General features: G+C 59.7%; 11 protein-coding genes. 9 read left to right on the plus strand and 2 right to left on the minus strand.

Going from position 1 to position 16584, the window contains the following annotated elements; all coding sequences use genetic code 11:
* Positions 1-14 precede the first annotated feature (14 nt).
* Both glnT and ACTIFK_RS16420 read right to left on the minus strand, forming a co-directional pair.
* A complete protein-coding gene (gene glnT / locus ACTIFK_RS16415) occupies positions 15-1469 on the minus strand; it encodes a type III glutamate--ammonia ligase (protein ID WP_439544088.1) in 1455 nt (484 codons plus the stop codon).
* Between the two features lie 307 nt (positions 1470-1776).
* Complete coding sequence (locus ACTIFK_RS16420; RefSeq protein WP_439544089.1) at positions 1777-2553, minus strand: TetR/AcrR family transcriptional regulator; 777 nt, start codon at positions 2551-2553, stop codon at positions 1777-1779.
* Between the two features lie 205 nt (positions 2554-2758).
* On the opposite strand from ACTIFK_RS16420, the gene ACTIFK_RS16425 reads away from it, so the two are divergent.
* The 9 genes from ACTIFK_RS16425 to ACTIFK_RS16465 all read left to right on the plus strand — a co-directional run bounded on the left by ACTIFK_RS16425 (position 2759) and on the right by ACTIFK_RS16465 (position 16577).
* Entirely contained in the window at positions 2759-3898 is a 1140-nt protein-coding gene (locus tag ACTIFK_RS16425) for a DUF1116 domain-containing protein (protein ID WP_439544090.1), read from the plus strand.
* 221 nt (positions 3899-4119) lie between these two features.
* Entirely contained in the window at positions 4120-4749 is a 630-nt protein-coding gene (locus tag ACTIFK_RS16430; protein WP_439544091.1) for a flavodoxin family protein, read from the plus strand.
* A gap of 481 nt (positions 4750-5230) precedes the next feature.
* On the plus strand, positions 5231-6739 hold the full coding sequence (locus ACTIFK_RS16435; RefSeq protein WP_439544092.1) for an efflux transporter outer membrane subunit: 1509 nt from the start codon (positions 5231-5233) through the stop codon (positions 6737-6739).
* 241 nt (positions 6740-6980) lie between these two features.
* Positions 6981-8093: an efflux RND transporter periplasmic adaptor subunit gene (locus ACTIFK_RS16440; RefSeq protein ID WP_439544128.1), complete on the plus strand. Its 1113-nt coding sequence runs from the start codon at positions 6981-6983 to the stop codon at positions 8091-8093.
* On the plus strand, positions 8090-11239 hold the full coding sequence (locus ACTIFK_RS16445) for an efflux RND transporter permease subunit (RefSeq protein ID WP_439544093.1): 3150 nt from the start codon (positions 8090-8092) through the stop codon (positions 11237-11239). The genes ACTIFK_RS16440 and ACTIFK_RS16445 overlap by 4 nt, the downstream gene beginning before the upstream one ends.
* A 1206-nt stretch (positions 11240-12445) precedes the next feature.
* Positions 12446-12961, plus strand: a complete 516-nt coding sequence (locus ACTIFK_RS16450; protein ID WP_439544094.1) for a Pycsar system effector family protein — start codon at positions 12446-12448, stop codon at positions 12959-12961.
* A complete protein-coding gene (locus tag ACTIFK_RS16455) occupies positions 12948-13829 on the plus strand; it encodes a hypothetical protein (RefSeq protein WP_439544095.1) in 882 nt (293 codons plus the stop codon). Before ACTIFK_RS16450 ends, ACTIFK_RS16455 begins: the two co-directional genes overlap by 14 nt.
* Positions 13830-14029: 200 nt before the next feature.
* A complete protein-coding gene (locus ACTIFK_RS16460) occupies positions 14030-15145 on the plus strand; it encodes a hypothetical protein (protein ID WP_439544096.1) in 1116 nt (371 codons plus the stop codon).
* A gap of 388 nt (positions 15146-15533) precedes the next feature.
* On the plus strand, positions 15534-16577 hold the full coding sequence (locus ACTIFK_RS16465; RefSeq protein ID WP_439544097.1) for a tyrosine-type recombinase/integrase: 1044 nt from the start codon (positions 15534-15536) through the stop codon (positions 16575-16577).
* The last annotated feature ends 7 nt before the right edge of the window (positions 16578-16584 follow it).

Below are 16584 nucleotides of genomic sequence, written 5' to 3' on the forward strand. Positions count from 1 at the left end.
GACCTCCGCGCGAGCTAGAATTTGGTCAGGTACTGGTCGACTTCCCATTGCGAGATCGAATTGTGGTAGTTCCACCACTCGGCCTTCTTGAGAGAAATGTAGGATTTGAAGAGGTCGTCGCCCATGACCCGGCGGCCGAGGTCATCGGCTTCAAAGGCCTCGATCGACTCGATCAGCGTACGCGGCAGCTGCTTGACGCCACGCCGCTCGAGCTCCTGATCCGGCAGCTCGTACATGTTCACGAGATCGGGGTCGCCGGGATCGAGATCCTGCTCCACTCCATCAAGGCCGGCAGCAAGGAACATTGCGGCCGAGAGGTAGGGGTTTGTCGACGGATCGACGGCGCGGCATTCCCATCTGGTGCTCGATAGGTTGATGCCCGTCTCGCTGGCGTGATCGCCTTCGATCTGAGGCCGCAGCATCGGAACTCGGAACATGTGCGTGCGATTGTTGCCGCCGTAGGAAATGAAAATCGGCGCCCAGGTGTAACCCGTCATCGAGCCCGATTTGATCAGGCGCTTGTAGGAATTGACGATCGGGCAACTGGTGGCGACGATGGCCGCGGCGTGTTTGCGCATGCCGCCGAGGAACTGGTAGGCCTTTTTGGACAGACCGCAGCCGCGCTTGTCGTTGGGATCACCCGAGATGTTCTTGCCTGTCTTGATGTCGGCGATCGACATGTTGAAGTGCGCGCCGGACCCGGTCCGGTCGGCGTACGGCTTCGCCATCATGGTCGCTTCCCAGCCGTACTTCCTGGCGATCTCCTTCATCATGAGCCGCCAGATGATGAAGCGGTCACACATCGTCATGACGTCGGCATAGGCGAAATCGAACTCGAACTGGCCGTTGGCGTCCTCGTGATCGAGCGAGTGAACCTGCCAGCCGAGTTTGTCCATCGCGGTGACGACGTCGTGGAGAAATTCCATGTTCAGTAGAGTCAGCGAAACGTCGTAGGCGGCCTTTGGAATGTTGTCGCGCGGATCGTTGGGCGCGATGCCGTTGTGAAACGACTGATCCTTGCGCACGACGTAAACTTCGCACTCAATGCCGAGGTTGAACTTCAACCCCAACTTTGCTGCACGCTCAACCTGCCTAGCAAGGATACTGCGAGAGCACATGGGCCACGGCTGATTGTGATAGCTGAGCTGCCCAGGTATGAGCGCCACGTTGGGGCGCCAGGGGAGCTGGACGACAGCGTCCGGATCCGGGATGACCGCGAGTTCGTCATCGTGCGGGCCTTGCCCCAATCCGTCGAGGGCGGCACCGGTGAACAGCTCCGAACCGCGCATCATGCGATCGAAGTGGCTTATGGGCACGACTTTGGTTTTGGGAATGCCGTGCACATCGACGTAGCAGGGCATGCAGTACTCGACGCCTTTATCAATAAGGCTCTGCATTGTCTCGCGCGCAGGACCTTCTTCCTGCGTGCCCTTCGCCTTCACCTTTGCCTTGTTTGTAACGTCGCCCATGAGCGCACTCTCCTCCCGTCGGCGTGTGCTGCGGCCCGCTATCCGGGACACATCGATCGGCTGGAAGAGGCGTGGGTCCTACGTGCGTGACGCGACCAAAACACAAGACGGCCGCTCGGCGTCCGTAGAATTCAAAATGCTATTTCAGTCCCCGTTCCTCCCAGGCGGGCAGTCTGCGGAACCTGCCGCGACCGCCTCGTTAGCAGAGCGCATAGTACGGAGTGTTAATTGATTAGTCAATTATCAATTTACGTTTCATGATGTCGCTTCCAAAAAAATGTATATTGGAAACGTCGCGCAACGCGTGTCAGCGCCGCGTCTTGCGCGTCGTCTTCGGCTGCGCTTCGCTTTCGAGATGATCGAGAACGAAGCGATGCAGGTCGCCGACGGCAGCCTTGAGCGGGAAATCCGGAAGAATGACCATGCGCACCATGCACCCATCGAGGTGGGTCGAGATGAATTGCGCCATACGACCGGGATCGACGCGCTTGAACCGTCCCTGATCGATACCAAGCCGGATGAAGCGCGACAGCAGTTCCCGTTCTTTGGCGTAGAAACTTGCGATCGTCGCATCCACAGCCGGATCCCGCTCCGACGAGCCTTTGTAGTCGAGGGCAATCTTCACGAAGTGATGAATTTCCGCGTAGCGCTCGACGTGATTGTCGAGCCACGCCGAAATGAGATCGGCGGGATCCGCACTGCCACCTTCGATGGCGCGCATGTTCGCAAACGCATTCTCCAAGGCGAAGTCGATTGCCGCCCGAAAGAGATCCGTCTTGTTCTCGAAGTAGTAATAGATCAGCGCCGTGTTGACGCCTAAAGACTGCGCGATGTCCTTGATCGTGACGGATGCGAAGTTGCTCTCCGCGAAGAGGTTGAGCGCTGCTTTTAGGAATTCGGCTTCCCGGCCCTTCGGCCTCTCGGCCGCCGCGGGCGCCAGCGCCGCCTTACGGGCAGCGGAAGCCACTCGAACCGAACGCGCGGCATCCTTGGATTTCCGGTTCGACATCAGTTCCCCTTCGCCTTCGAAATAACTCGTGAGGTCTTGTCGTGCTGCGCAGTGCAGCCGGAGCTTAGCGCGCATCCCGCTCCGAATTCAAACTGACGCTTGCTTTCGGTTCAATGCTGAGCAATTATTTAATTAAACAACCAATTAATTTTGGAAGGTGGAGAAGATGCAAGACGGGACCGATCTTCGATCCGATGCAAACGCCCATGCCTTCAACTCTTTGGTTACGGCAGACCCTGTTCTGTTGGACGTGCAGCCTGCGATTGATGTCGTTCCAGGAATGACGAGAACCACGATCCTGACGTCTGGCCCCCCAATGCCGTGGGAGAAATACACAGGCGGCCAGAGGAATGCGATCCTTGGTGGAATATTATTCGAAGGCCTCGCCTCGAATCGTGACGAAGCGATTGCAAAGCTCCAAGCCGGCGAAATCACCCTTGCGGGCTGCCACGACCACGCGTGCGTGGGATCGCTGGCAGGCATCTATACCGCGTCGATGCCAGTCTTTGTCGTCACCAACAAGGCAGCGGACAACACGGCGTTCTGCAATATGTACGAGGGCAGCAATCCTCGCCGCCTCAACTACGGCGTCTACGACGACGGCGTTCGCGATCGGCTCATGTTCGTGCAGAATGAAGTCGCGCCCGTCATTGCCGAAGCGGTTCGCAAGACTGGTGGCATCCCCCTCAAGCCGATCATGAAGCGAGCGCTCACCATGGGCGACGAGCTTCATTCGAGGAACGTGGCCGCAGCCTTGCTTTTCCTCAGGGAACTGATGCCGGCCTTGCTTTCGATGGCGACAACCGGACCCGGCAGGATCGCGCGCGCTGTCCAGGCCATGACGGATGACCAGTATTTCTTCCTGCGCCTGTCGATGGCCGCGGCGAAAACAACTGCCGACGCGGCGCGAAATGTCGAGCGATCGAGCATCGTTACGGCCATGGCATTCAATTGCCGAGGCTTCGCCATTCGCGTCAGCGGCCTCGGCGACACATGGTACGAAGGACCAAGCGCAACAGTGCAAGCCAAGCTCTTTGAAGGACATACCGAGGACGAGATCACTTGGATGGGCGGAGAGAGCATCATCACCGAGACAATTGGGCTCGGAGGATTTGCACAGGCGGCCGCGCCTGCATTGCAGAACTACCAAGGCGGTTCTTACGAGCCGATGATCGCGCGAAACAGAGAGCTCTACCGCATTACGTTCGGCGAGAACCCGGACTACCTCGTCGCGGCTCTCGACTATCGCGGCACACCGACAGGCATCGATATCTTCAAGGTCGTCGAAAGCGGAGTTTTACCGACGATGGACATCGGCATTGCCGGCCGTGACGGAGGCCAGATCGGCGCTGGAATCGTACGTGCGCCGCTGGCTTGTTTCGAGGCCGCAGCGGCGGCCTATCGAGAGCGCTACGCCTGATGGATGCGCGCCAAGGCTACCTGTGCTGCAATGTCGTCGGTGAGGCGCTCCAGTGATGCCAATATCAGCGCGACGCATCGTGTTGCAAGCTCGCTTCCAAAGCCAAAGCACACCCTGCAGAGTGGCGCAGCTGGCGACAAATTGCGTAGGATCCCCCTTGCGAACGAATTGGTTTGTCCGCGATTTCGACAAGTCGGCGCCGAGCCACAATGGAGATAGGAATGAAGGCTTTCGTTCTGTCATCGAGTCCTCGCCGCAACGGCAATTCGTCGATCCTGGCGCAAGCCGTTCGCGATGGTCTCAACGAGGCCGGCCACGATGTCGAGTTCGCTTACGCTGACGACTTCATTGGCTCCTTCCTTCGGGATTGCCGACAATGCCGCAAGCCGGACGGGGAATGCGCAATCGACGACGGATTCCGCTCCGTCTTCTTCGAGCGGTATCTCCCGGCGGACGGCTTCATCGCCGCGACGCCGATCTACTGGTACGGCGCAGCAGCGCAGCTCAAGGCCTTTTTCGATCGGGCATTCTGCTACTACGCCGCATCCCACCCTCAATCTGCAGAGGTGATTGAGGGCATGCTCGGCAAGCGCGTCGGTCTCGTGTTGAGCTCGGAAGAGACCTTTCCCATGGTCTCGGGCGGCATCGTCAGCCAGATCCAGGAGTTTTCGCGCTACACGCGTTCGACGTTTGTCGGCGTCGTGCATGGGGTTGGCAACGCGCGAGGCGACGTCCACAAGGATCCGCTTGATCCGGTCGGATGCGCGCGCCGGTTCGGGCACGAATTTTTCACGCGCCATGCCACGGACTATCAGCTCGACACCCCACGCTCGGGACGTGTTTGGGGTTAGACCCTACGTGCGGCCGGCGAGCGCTCCGGTTCCCGGGGAAAATGATCCGCATGAGAGAGAATGGTATCCGCCGCGCTTCTGAGAGAGTTGGGATGTTCGGTTTTGAATGCCGATGACGCTATTTGCGACTCGTGTCATTCGGCCCTACGTGCATCAGCTTCGCAGAACGGGGTGGAGTTGATCTCCATCACAGCGGGGAACCAAATATCACCCCCGGCCAAGATTGAAAAACTAGCCGAATCAGCTCGTCAGGCTTGCGCTCGACTTGCCCTGCGCGAGGTCAGCGTCACGGACCAAAAGATCCGGATTTTGGGGTCAAGCAACCGATCGTGCGGGCCTCGGCTCGCACCGTCTTCTCGTCGATCCGCTAACGAGTGGCTTGAAACGAAAAATTCTCAGTCCAAGGGATAATTTCGGTGTTCCTCTCATTTAGGTGTCCGACTCGCGTTAAGGCTTTGGTCGCTCTCGGTGGGGACCTTCAATGCCTAGGAAGGCTTGCAAGCACCAAACGCGAATCGAACTGTCGCGCGCGGCCACGCTGTTCCGGTGCGGGACTGCTTGTTGGGCGTTGTTGGCCGGCGGGTGCGCGGTCGGCCCCGACTACATTCGACCCGATCTCAATCTTCCTGCAGCCTACCTCCCCGGTAACGAACCACCGGCGGTCAAGAATGATGCCCAGCGCTTTGTCGAATCACGCGGTTTGCCCGCGCGATGGTGGCTGGTGTTTGGGTCCAACAAGATCAACTCCCTCGTGGATATGGCTTTTGCGCAAAATCCATCTGTCGGCGAAGCCATCGCCGCGTTGGAACAAGCCAAATGGAATGTCCGCGCTCAGGAAGGAGCCTTTTTTCCGCAAATCACCGGAGAGTGGGCATCAACACGCCAGAAGCTGGCGGCCCCGGAGACCGCTCCTCCGCGATTCAAAGGCGAAATCTTCACGCTCCATACGCCGCAGGTGAATGTGGGGTTCCTTCCTGACGTATGGGGGAAGAACCGCCGCGCCGTCGAAACTCTGATGTCCGTCGCGGATGCGCAATATTACGAGTTGGAAGCCACCTATCTGACACTTGCAACGAACGTCGTCGTGGCAGTGATTGAAGAAGCCTCGCTCGCCGAGCAGATCGCGGCCACGCGCGATATCGTAAATATCAACAAACGCATTCTCGGCGTGCTCGACAAGGAATTCAAAGCGGGAACCGCATCGGGGCTCGACGTGGCGTCCCAGGAAGCCCAGCTCGCGCAAGCTCAATCGCTCCTGCCTCCCCTTGAAAAAGCCTATGCGCAGCAGCGCAATCTGATTGCAGTATTGACAGGAAACTTTCCCGCTGACGCGGATTGGACCCCGACGAGCCTGAACGGTATCCGTCTCGAGCGCGAGTTGCCCGTCATCCTCCCCTCACAGCTCATCGAGCAGCGTCCCGATGTGCGTGGTGCGGAAGCGCAAGTCCACGCCGCAAGCGCGGAAATTGGCGTTGCAACAGCGAACCTGCTGCCGCAGTTCGGGATTAGCGGCGATGTCGGATCTTCCGCGCGATTGCTGTCGGATCTGTTCACGCCTCAATCGCTCGTGTGGTCACTCACGGGTAGCATCATACAGCCGATCTTCAAGGGCGGCACACTGCTGGCACAAAAACGCGCGGCCGAGGCAGCATTCCTCGAGGCGGCGTCCGCCTATCGCTCGACAGTTCTGACTGCCGTGCAGAACGTGGCCGATGTCCTGCGTGCGATCGAAGCAGACAACAATGCCGTCCGCGCCGCGCTCGCCTATGCGAAAGCATCCGAGAAGGCTCTGAACATGGTGGAGACGGAGTTGCGAGCAGGCCAGGTCGCGATCTCCGTTCTACTCACATCTCAGCAGAATTATCAGCAGTCGAGGCTTTCCGTCATTCAAGCGCGCGCGCTACTGCTCGCGGATACGGCCGCCCTGTTTCAGGCCCTCGGTGGCGGCTGGTGGGACAGCGATGCAAGCCTAATCGCAGCCGTGGAGTGAGACCGGTGCTTTTCGCGGTATCGCGTGAGACCCGCAGGCTGGCCGCCGGCAGCACCGGTCCGGAGCTGTACGGAGCATCTTGAATAGCCTACGCTGCGTCGCGTAACGTGAATACAAGATGCGGTTTGCCATGGAATGCGATCTATCGTTCCTGTCATTTACCAAGTTCGCGCAAGGCGCCGGTCGCGCTCCACGTATCGTCGTCCGCAGATATCTCGTAGGGTCAATCCTCTTGGCAGCAATGTTGGCCGTCGGAGCCTGCGGCCAAAACAATACCTATGTGCCCCCGCCTCCGCCGAAGGTCGACCTCGCATTTCCGCTCAAGCAGACCGTCGAGCAGTACCTCCTGTCCACCGGCAGCACGGCCGCCGTTAACAGCACATCGCTCGTTGCACGCGTTCCCGGGTTCCTTCAGGCGATCAACTACAAGGACGGCGACGCGGTCAAAGCCGGCACCGTCTTGTTCGTCATCGAACAGAGGCCGTACCAGCTTGCGCTCGAACAGGCCCAGGCTGGACAAGCGAGTGCCGTGGCGTCGACAAAGCAGGCACAGGCGGACTATGCACGCCAGTCGGAGCTCGCGGCGCAAAAGATCTCGAGCCAAGCGACCCTCGATCAATCCACCGCTTCCAAGCAATCCGCAGTTGCAAAGGAGAAGCAGGCGGATGTGGACGTCGAGCAGGCCCAGCTCAACCTCAACTACACGGAAGTGAAGGCCCCGTTCGACGGTATCGTCACGGCGCGAGAGGTTTCGCTCGGCCAGTACGTCGGGGCCGGTTCCGCCACGACGCTGGCCACGATCGTCCAACTCAATCCGATCTACGTCAATTTTTCCGTCAGCGAAACCGAGGTGCAGCGCATTCGCGCCAACTTCCAGGCGCGCGGAATTACTCCTGAGGACCTGAAGAAAATTCCAGTCGAGGTCGGGCTGCAGACCGAGACGGGATTTCCGCATCGAGGGACGCTCGACTATGCGACGCCCGGTGTCACCGCGACAACCGGCACATTGCTGGTTCGTGCGATCCTGGAGAATGCCAAGCGGCAGCTTTTGCCCGGCTACTTTGTCCGCGTGCGCGTACCTCTGCAAAGCCAGCCAGACGCGCTTCTGGTTCCGGACCACGTGATAGGCAGCGATCAGGGCGGGCGCTACGTGCTCGTTGCAGGAAAGGACGATGTCGTTGCCCAGCGGAAGGTCGAGCTCGGCCAGCAGGCAGGGGACTTGCGCGTCATCACCAAGGGCCTCGAGGTCAGCGACCGCATCCTGATAACCGGCTTGATGAGCGTGGTTGCGGGACAGAAGATCGATCCGGTCATGCGGGACCTATCCGGCGTTGAGCAAGGCGCTCCGCAATGATCTCAAAATTCTTCATCGAGCGCCCGGTCCTTGCGAACGTCATCGCGATCCTGATGGTCGTCATCGGTACGGTCGCCGTTTTCCGCCTGCCCGTTTCGCAATACCCCAACGTCGTCCCGCCGACGGTCCAGGTGACAGCGCGGTATCCCGGCGCGAGTGCGCGAACTGTTATCGACACCGTTGCACTCCCGATTGAGCAGCAAGTGAACGGCGTGGAGGGCATGCTCTACATGCAGTCCTTCGCGACGTCCGACGGCACGTACGCACTCACGGTGACCTTCGAGATCGGCACGGATCTCAACGCGGCGCAGGTTCTCGTACAGAACCGCGTTTCGTCGGCCATGGCGTCTCTGCCGCAATCCGTCCAGACCCAGGGCGTGGTGGTTCAGAAGAAGTCGACGGCCATCCTGCAGATCATCACCCTGACCTCGCCGGACAACAGCTTCGACAGCCTTTACCTCAGCAATTACGGAACGATTAAGCTCAAGGACGAGCTCGCTCGTCTCCCGGGCGTGGGTAACGTCAACGTCTTCGGTGCTGGCCAGTATTCGATGCGCATTTGGCTCGACCCAGCCAGCATGCAGGCGCGCAATCTCAACGCCCAGGACGTCATCCAGGCCCTTCAGCAACAGAGCGAGCAGGTCACGGCCGGACAGCTCGGTATGCCGCCTGCGCCGTCGACCCAGTCGTTTCAGTACACGATCGATGTCGTCAGCCGCTTCGATGACCCGGCTCAGTTCGCGAATGTCGTCGTAAAGACGGGCGCGAACGGCGATCTGACGCGCCTGCGGGATGTCGGACGCGTGGAACTCGGCGCGCAGACCTACAGCCAAGTCTTCAACCTTGACGGCAAGCAGGCCGCCGGGCTCGCGATATTTCAGACGCCTGGCGCGAACGCGCTCGATGTGGCGCAGCGCGTAGCTGACAAGATCCGGGTCTTGTCGCACGAGTTTCCGCAAGGAATGGCGTATTCCATCCCGTTCGACACGACCCTGTTCGTCCAGGCGGCGATATCGGAGGTCTACAAAACACTTCTCGAAGCTGCGGTGCTGGTCCTGATTGTCATTCTCGTATTCCTGCAGGACTGGCGGGCAACTCTTGTTCCGGCGACCACCGTGCCCGTGACGATCATCGGTGCCTTCGCCGCCATGGCTGCGCTCGGCTTCTCGATCAATCTGTCGACGCTGTTCGCCATCGTGCTGGCAATCGGCATCGTCGTGGACGACGCCATCGTCGTCGTCGAGGGCGCTGCGCACAAGATCGAGAAGGGCCTGTCGGGTCACGACGCGGCTATCGGCGCCATGAACGAACTCATGGGGCCAATCATCGGCATTACGCTGGTCCTGATGGCGGTGTTTCTTCCGGCGTCGTTTCTGCCCGGCCTGACCGGCCAGATGTACGCCCAGTTCGCCCTCGTGATTGCAGCTACCGCACTCATCAGCGCCATCAACGCCGCAACGCTGAAGCCCACGCAATGCGCGCTCTGGCTGCGCCCTCCCGTACCGCCAGAGAAGCGCAACTTCTTCTATCGCGGCTTCAATGCGATCTACGACCGCGCCGAGAAAGGCTATTCGCGGCTCATCGGGTCCATGGTCCGGCACAGCGGCGTAATGGCGCTCATCGCGGCCGCGATCGTCGGCGCGGCGATTTACGGAATGTCGCGCGCGCCGACCGGCTTCCTGCCCATCGAAGACCAAGGCTACCTGCTGGCCGCCGTACAGCTTCCGGATGGCGCAAGCCTCGACCGCACGCAGAAGACCTTGCAACAAGTGGAGCAGATCGCGAACTCGGTTGACGGCGTCGAGCGGGTCATAACGATCGGGGGCATTTCGGTGCTCGACAACAGCGCCTCGCTCGCAAACGGCGGCGTCGCCTACATCATGCTCAAGGACTGGAGTGTGCGCGGCAAGGGACAAGATCTCGCGTCTCTCTACAAGACGATCAACGACAAGCTCACCAATATGAAGGACGGAAACGTACTCGTCTTGCCGCCACCTCCCATCCAGGGCATCGGAAACGCGGGTGGCTTCACACTTCAGATCGAGCTGCGCGACGGCAGTTTTGATCTTTCCAAGTTGGGAAGCGCGACCACCGCCGTCGTCGCCGCCGCCAGCACCCAATCCGGCATTCAGCGCATTTCGACGTCCTTCCGGGCTAGCGCACCGCAGTACAAGGTCAATATCGATCGAGAGAAGGTGCAGGCGCTGCTACTGACGACCGATCAGGTGTTCTCGACTTTGGCCACGTACATGGGCTCAAGCTACGTGAGCCAGTTCAACAAATTCGGTCGCGTCTTCCAGATCTACGTTCAGGGCGACGCAAGCTTTCGTATGAACCCGGACGACGTTCTTCGCCTGAAAGCTCGCAATCAGAACGGCGACATGATCCCGCTAGGCACGGTTCTCACCATTGAGCCCAGCCTCGGGCCGTCATTGATCAGCCTCTATAATCTTTACCCATCCGCAACGGTCGTCGGCGTGCCGGCGAAAGGTTTCTCGTCCGGCGATATGATCGCGCTCATGGATGGGATCACGGCGCATACGTTGCCGACGGGAGTGGGCTCATCCTGGACGGCGCTGTCCTATCAAGAAAAGCTGGTTGGCGGGCAGATCTATTTCGTCTTCGCGCTCGCGATGCTGCTCGTGTATCTCGTCCTCGCAGGTCAGTACGAGAGCTGGTTTGCGCCGATGACGGTTCTCTTCGCAGTTCCACTCTCTCTGGTTGGACCCGTTCTGGTATTCCTGCTCTTGCGCATTGAGATCAATCTATACGCGCAGATCGGTCTCGTGCTCCTGATCGCGCTGTCGGCCAAGAACGCCATTCTGATCGTCGAGGTCGCGCGCGAATTGCGCCATGCCGGAAAGCCCATCTTGGACTCGGCGATTGAAGCCGCGCGCGCGCGCTTCCGTCCGATCCTCATGACATCGTTCACATTCGCATTAGGTGTACTGCCGCTCGTACTTGCAGAAGGAGCAGGGGCTTCGGCGCGTAAATCCATCGGCATCACGGTTTTCACCGGCATGCTCGCGTCGACCTGCCTTGCGGTCCTGTTCGTTCCCTCCCTGTTCGTCGTAGTTCAGAAATTTGAAGAATGGCGGGGCGGGAAAAAAGGCGCGGCAAAGGTCGAGGCCCCTCAGTTGGGATGACGACCTCGCAATACGCAGCACGCGCTGGATGCCAGCGTCAGCTCTTTGAGGCGCAGCGGAAATCACCCGGACGGGACGAATGCACTGACAACGCTCACCAGGCTGACTTCCGCTGTCTCGGCATTGCAGACGTGACGATGAGGCGAGGGGAAAGTGTTCTTGGGGTCGGGAGCGGAAACCATCCCTGCGGTCGCGAGCGACCGGAACAACCGACCTACCGAGATTGGTGGCGTGGTGATGGGCGGTTTAGCGGTTCGGCAAGTACGGCTACCTGTTAGCCTCGACTTTCGCTCCTCCCTTTGGCGAGATTACTTCGCCTTAGCGCTAAGATTGCCTTGAGCGCGGCGTCTTGCGCGAGTAACAACGCGCGTGGCGAGACCGGCCCGCTGGACCACGCGCCGCAGGCTGCGAGGCTGGTCGGCAACCGTTCCGTCGCACAACGTGGTGGTCGGATCGCGTACGCGACCGGAAGGAACGCTAATCTCTTCGATTTCCGAAAAGTGAGCCGTGGTGAACGAGCGAAGACCCTTATCCTTCGCGATCTTGCCCCGGTGCCCCTACAGATCGAGGCCGATCGTGCCCCTTGCCCCTATAGACCAACACCAAGCCCTTGCCCCTACCCCCGTAGAGAAGGCAACGCCCCGCGACCGGGCGGGCGGAGCCCCGCCAGCGGCAAGCCCGCGCCTCAATACCGGTGGTATCGCTTGCAACGATCGCCCCACACATCAGGTGAACGAGGCACGTGTCCTTCGAGGGTCTGCGCCCCCTTGTCCTGCACCCCCTCGCCCGTGCACGGCCTTGCACGTCAGCCGTAGGGCCTAATGCGAGGCGACGGCCCCCCGCCCCTGCGGGTCCTTCCGGCCTTCCTCGCCCCCTGCGGCGCGCGGCCCCCCAGGTTTTGAGCGTTTTCCCTAATTGTATTTTCCCGCTTCGTTTCGTTTCTGCGAGGCACTGCCGATTTGACCTCGCATTTTCGAACCGGTGGCTGCTGAGCGACATCATTCGCTGCGGGGGCCATTCTGATCCCCGCTGAGCGAGACGGCTTAGCGACCCAAGCGCGGCACGTAGCGAGTGCCAGGGGCCAAATTGTAAAACATATCACCAAGGCCTGTGAGTTACGGGGATTGCCACGATGCGTTGCGTGCGAGGGGGAAGATGTCGGCGTAATAGTAAAGTATGGCTGAGAGCCCTCCCGGGTCGCAATTGATGGCCGTGCTTGGGCAAGTCAACGACTGGCTGAAGTACGCGGAAGTCAAAAATGGCGCGCTGTTGACCATCAACGGCGCGCTCATCCTGGGCGTACACCAAATGCTGGACTGGCACGACCAGCGGCCCGGCCTCCTCGACGCTTTTACGTGGATGGCGACAGCGTTCTTTGCAACATCAATGCTAGTCGGGCTGGCGTCTTTCTACGCGCGAACAAAAACGTTCGGGTTCGACATCGAGCAGGCCACCGGCGACGGCGCGACGAACGCCCTTTACTACGGCCACTTGGCGGACATGACGCGCTCCGAGGTGTTGACGCGTTTGATCGACGGCTACGATCCGGCCACTCCCAACCGGCATCTCGACGACCTCGCCGACCAGATCATCATCAATTCAAAAATTGCACGACGGAAGTTTGCTCTTTTTAACTGCGCGCTGATGCTAACGATCGCGGCTGCCGTGACGCCCGTCGGCGCGCTCCTGTATTACTGGAGCTTATGCGATGACAGACTTTAGGAATGTGGTGACCAACATCGCCGAAGCGGCCGCAGAAGTAGTCGGGCTACGGACGGACGCGGTGCAGGCAATTATCGACGACGAAACACGCATATTGGGTGAGGCGGTTGGGGTGACGCGGCGTAACGCCATTCCAGCGACCAGCGAGATCCCGCTTCAGAACGCCACCAGCTGGTTCGAAATCCCGGACGTGATCGCATGCTTCGTCGACATGGAAGGCTCGACTAAGCTGAGCGCGACCACGCATCCAAAGACGACGGCAAAAGCGTATCGCTACTTCACCAACACGGCGATCCGCATCTTCGACGACTTCGACGCGCAATACATTGACGTGCGCGGTGACGGCGTGTTCGCGCTGTTTAACGGCGACCGGCCACACACGGCCCTGGCGGCGACGGTGTCGTTCAAGGACTTCGTCAGTAGGGAATTCACACCGCGCATCAAGAAGCTGACGGAACTCAATATTGGCGGGCACTACGGGATTGATCGTAAAAACGTGCTGGTCCGGCGGATGGGCCTGAAATTCTACAACAACGACCTTCACCGGCAGAACGAGGTGTGGGCCGGAAAACCCATCAACATGGCGGCCAAGTTGGCCAGCAGATCGAGCAACGGCGAGATCTGGGTATCGGATCGCTTCCATAAATTCTTGTGGGGCGAGAACTCGCTTGTGACCTGCGGCTGCGTTGGCGGGCAGTTTACCGGCGTGAGAACCAAACTTTGGAGCGAGATATCGGTCAAGGACGACGATCGCTTCGACTTCGAAAACGCTCACGTCCTGACGAGCGATTGGTGCAAACACCACGGTAAGGCGTTCTGTAAATCCATCGTTAAATACGACCAAGATCAGTCGCGTCGCGCGAGCTAACGGAGCGACGAGGCGTATGTGGCCCGAGCTGGACCACCAACGCTTTCGCTGCGCGAGCGAGAGAACCTGGGCGAGGACGCGCGGTTCTGGCCATGAGGCACCTTCGCTGACCATCAGAACGGCGACCTCGCGGAACGCGCCGTTCGCGTCCGCAGTCTTGGTTTCGGCCTCAAGTATTAGCGCATCCCTGGCAGATCCCAATGAGAACACCGACCAATGCGCTCCCAACGAACGTCGGACTTGCCGACCTGAGCGGTGTTGGGAAGATTTTCTATCATCTTCGATACAGGTTTTTGCCGGTCGAGTTCGCCGACCTTTGCACGCTGATCGAAGAAATTGTTCTTCGCGATCATATTTTGCTTATCGGCAAAGGGGCTACCACGCCAAAGCATTATGTCGACGCCATTGAGCCGCTGATAAGAGCGCAGGTCTTCCAGTTTAACTTGAAATCGACGCCGATAGGTCGGATCGAGCGCCCGTCAACTTCCGCTCTTAATGCGTCGCACTCGGCGTACGTCCAGGGACTTACGAAGTCCACCATCACGGATGCAGATCTTGAGATCACGCGCCTCTTAGGAGCGGAAGCGGACCTCAAAATTCCGGCCACGGTCCTCCTTCGCAACCTCCACAATTTCGGAGTGGCTCGCCGCCCCCGATTTGAGCACGTACTGTGTGATTTAGTGGAAAGGAACAAAAAGCTCGCCAGGGATGCGCAGTCACTTCACGGAGAAATTCTGAGGTACGGCCCTCCTGCAAGGGGCTTCGTGAACCTCAACCTTCCGCCGCTAGCGCTTGCCGTCTTTGAGAGGGCCGCTAGCTTCGAGAAGGTCATTGAAATGATACTTGACCTTCGCGCTGCACTTACTGATTTGAGAAATGAGACGCGCGCCCTGAATGAGCAACTTTCCGATCCGGCGACCCCCTTCGAAGATTTCGACCGTCTCATTCAAGAATGGGAAACCAGATGGAGGATGTCGTGGAATACCGCGCTCGCATCTCCCATGTACGTAGCCAACACTTCGGTCGCGCTGCTCATTCGCAGCGGCCTAGTTGTGAAATCCCTGTGTACCGGCGAGTGGGCAGGGGCGTTTAAGGACGGAGCCGGCGTGCTCAAGGATATCTACAACGAAGCCCAACTGAGAGCGCTAAGACCCCTGCATCGCCCAGTTGCGAACTACCTCAATTCGTCTCGTAATCAAATGCGCGAACACGTGTCTCGCGTGTTCGAAACGGATCCTGATAGAGTTGACATCATGATGCACCGTTTAGCGGCGCCCAAATCTCTCTGGAGGCAGGCTTTCCGTGGCGACGGCTGACCGACGACGCAGTTGGAGAGGCGCGGAGCCTCATGTCCCCGAAGGAAAATTAGGGTGTTGACTTTTTCAAGCCTTTTACAAATATAAGTTTGGCCTCAGACACGCGTCGGGGCGTCGGCAGACACCCCGCAACTAGCCGGGGTCGAATGCAAAAACTCAGCCCACAATCGCTTATTCTCCCGCGCGGCCTCGGCCGGATCGCAGCGGCGGCTTACGTCGGTATATCTCCTTCGAAGTTTGACCAACTCGTTCACGAGCGTCGGATGCCGCCGCCCCGGCGCATCGACGCCCGCAAAATTTGGGATCGCTTAGAGCTGGACGCGGCTTTCGAGGAACTCCCTAATGAAGGAAGGCCCCCTTCCGAAGCGAATGACTGGGAGTAAATGCGATGGCGCGGATCAAGCTCAAGTTTGTTCATGAGTTCACCGATCGCCACGGGACCGTGCGTCGCTACTTCAGAAAGGCCGGCAGGCGCGTTCCGCTCTCTGGCCCGCCCGGCTCCCGTGAATTCATGGAGGCCTACCAGGACGCCCTGGACGAAGTCTCGAAGCCGCGCAGCGACATCGGCGCTCCTAGGACGACGGCCGGGACCGTTTCCGCGCTGATCGCCGCTTTTTATCTGTCCTCTCGTTTCAAGCAGCTCGCTCCGGTAACTCAACAGACTTACCGCAACCGCTTGGAACGTTTCCGAGTGGCCCACGGAGAGAAGCGTTGGGCCCACATCCAAACTGTTCACATCCGCACGCTTATCGACGGCGTGGCCGATCGGCCGGGTGTGGCGAACGAACTGCTGAAGACCATTCGGACTATCGCGCGTTTTGCCGTCGAGCGCGGGTTCCGCGCAGACGATCCCACTCATGGCCTCAAAACCCTCCGGGCTAAGACCGATGGCTTCGCAACGTGGAGCGAGGCCGACATTGTCAAGTTCGAGGCTCATTTCGGTTTGGAGACCCGGCAGCGCCTCGCCATGGCGCTGCTCCTCTACACCGGTCAGCGTCGAGGCGACGTGGTGCGCATGGGGCGAAAGCACGTCCGAGAAGGCGTCCTCACGATCGTGCAGTCGAAGACAAGCACCGAGGTCGCGATACCCATGCACCCGGATCTCGCGGCCACCATCGCGACCGGGCCCGTGGGCCTCTCGCATTTTCTCGTGACCGAGTTTGGCAAGCCGTTTACGGCGAACGGTTTCGGGAATTGGTTCCGCGACGCCGTTGACGCGGCCAGGCTCCCCAAGGGTCTGAGCGCGCATGGCTTGCGGAAGGCGGCTTGCCGCCGCCTCGCAGAGGCGGGCTGCTCATCTCACGAGATCATGTCGATCAGCGGCCATAAAAGCCTTCAAGAGGTCGAGCGCTATACGCGCGCAGCGAACCGCGAACGCATGGCGCAAACCGCAATGGATGCGGTGGTCTTGAAGTTCGGTAGGAAGGGATGACGAACAT

This window comes from Hyphomicrobium sp., from assembly GCF_051860585.1.
Taxonomy (GTDB): domain Bacteria; phylum Pseudomonadota; class Alphaproteobacteria; order Rhizobiales; family Hyphomicrobiaceae; genus Hyphomicrobium_C.

Bases quoted from the DNA above. Each gene is read 5' to 3' on its own strand.
- ACTIFK_RS16420 (WP_439544089.1), bottom strand. From the start codon at position 2,553: ATGCGCGCTAAGCTCCGGCTGCACTGCGCAGCACGACAAGACCTCACG.
- ACTIFK_RS16450 (WP_439544094.1), top strand. From the start codon at position 12,446: ATGGCCGTGCTTGGGCAAGTCAACGACTGGCTGAAGTACGCGGAAGTC.
- ACTIFK_RS16465 (WP_439544097.1), top strand. From the start codon at position 15,534: ATGGCGCGGATCAAGCTCAAGTTTGTTCATGAGTTCACCGATCGCCAC.
- ACTIFK_RS16455 (WP_439544095.1), top strand. From the start codon at position 12,948: ATGACAGACTTTAGGAATGTGGTGACCAACATCGCCGAAGCGGCCGCA.
- ACTIFK_RS16430 (WP_439544091.1), top strand. From the start codon at position 4,120: ATGAAGGCTTTCGTTCTGTCATCGAGTCCTCGCCGCAACGGCAATTCG.
- ACTIFK_RS16425 (WP_439544090.1), top strand. From the start codon at position 2,759: ATGACGAGAACCACGATCCTGACGTCTGGCCCCCCAATGCCGTGGGAG.
- ACTIFK_RS16445 (WP_439544093.1), top strand. From the start codon at position 8,090: ATGATCTCAAAATTCTTCATCGAGCGCCCGGTCCTTGCGAACGTCATC.
- ACTIFK_RS16440 (WP_439544128.1), top strand. From the start codon at position 6,981: ATGTTGGCCGTCGGAGCCTGCGGCCAAAACAATACCTATGTGCCCCCG.
- ACTIFK_RS16435 (WP_439544092.1), top strand. From the start codon at position 5,231: ATGCCTAGGAAGGCTTGCAAGCACCAAACGCGAATCGAACTGTCGCGC.
- ACTIFK_RS16460 (WP_439544096.1), top strand. From the start codon at position 14,030: ATGAGAACACCGACCAATGCGCTCCCAACGAACGTCGGACTTGCCGAC.
- glnT (WP_439544088.1), bottom strand. From the start codon at position 1,469: ATGGGCGACGTTACAAACAAGGCAAAGGTGAAGGCGAAGGGCACGCAG.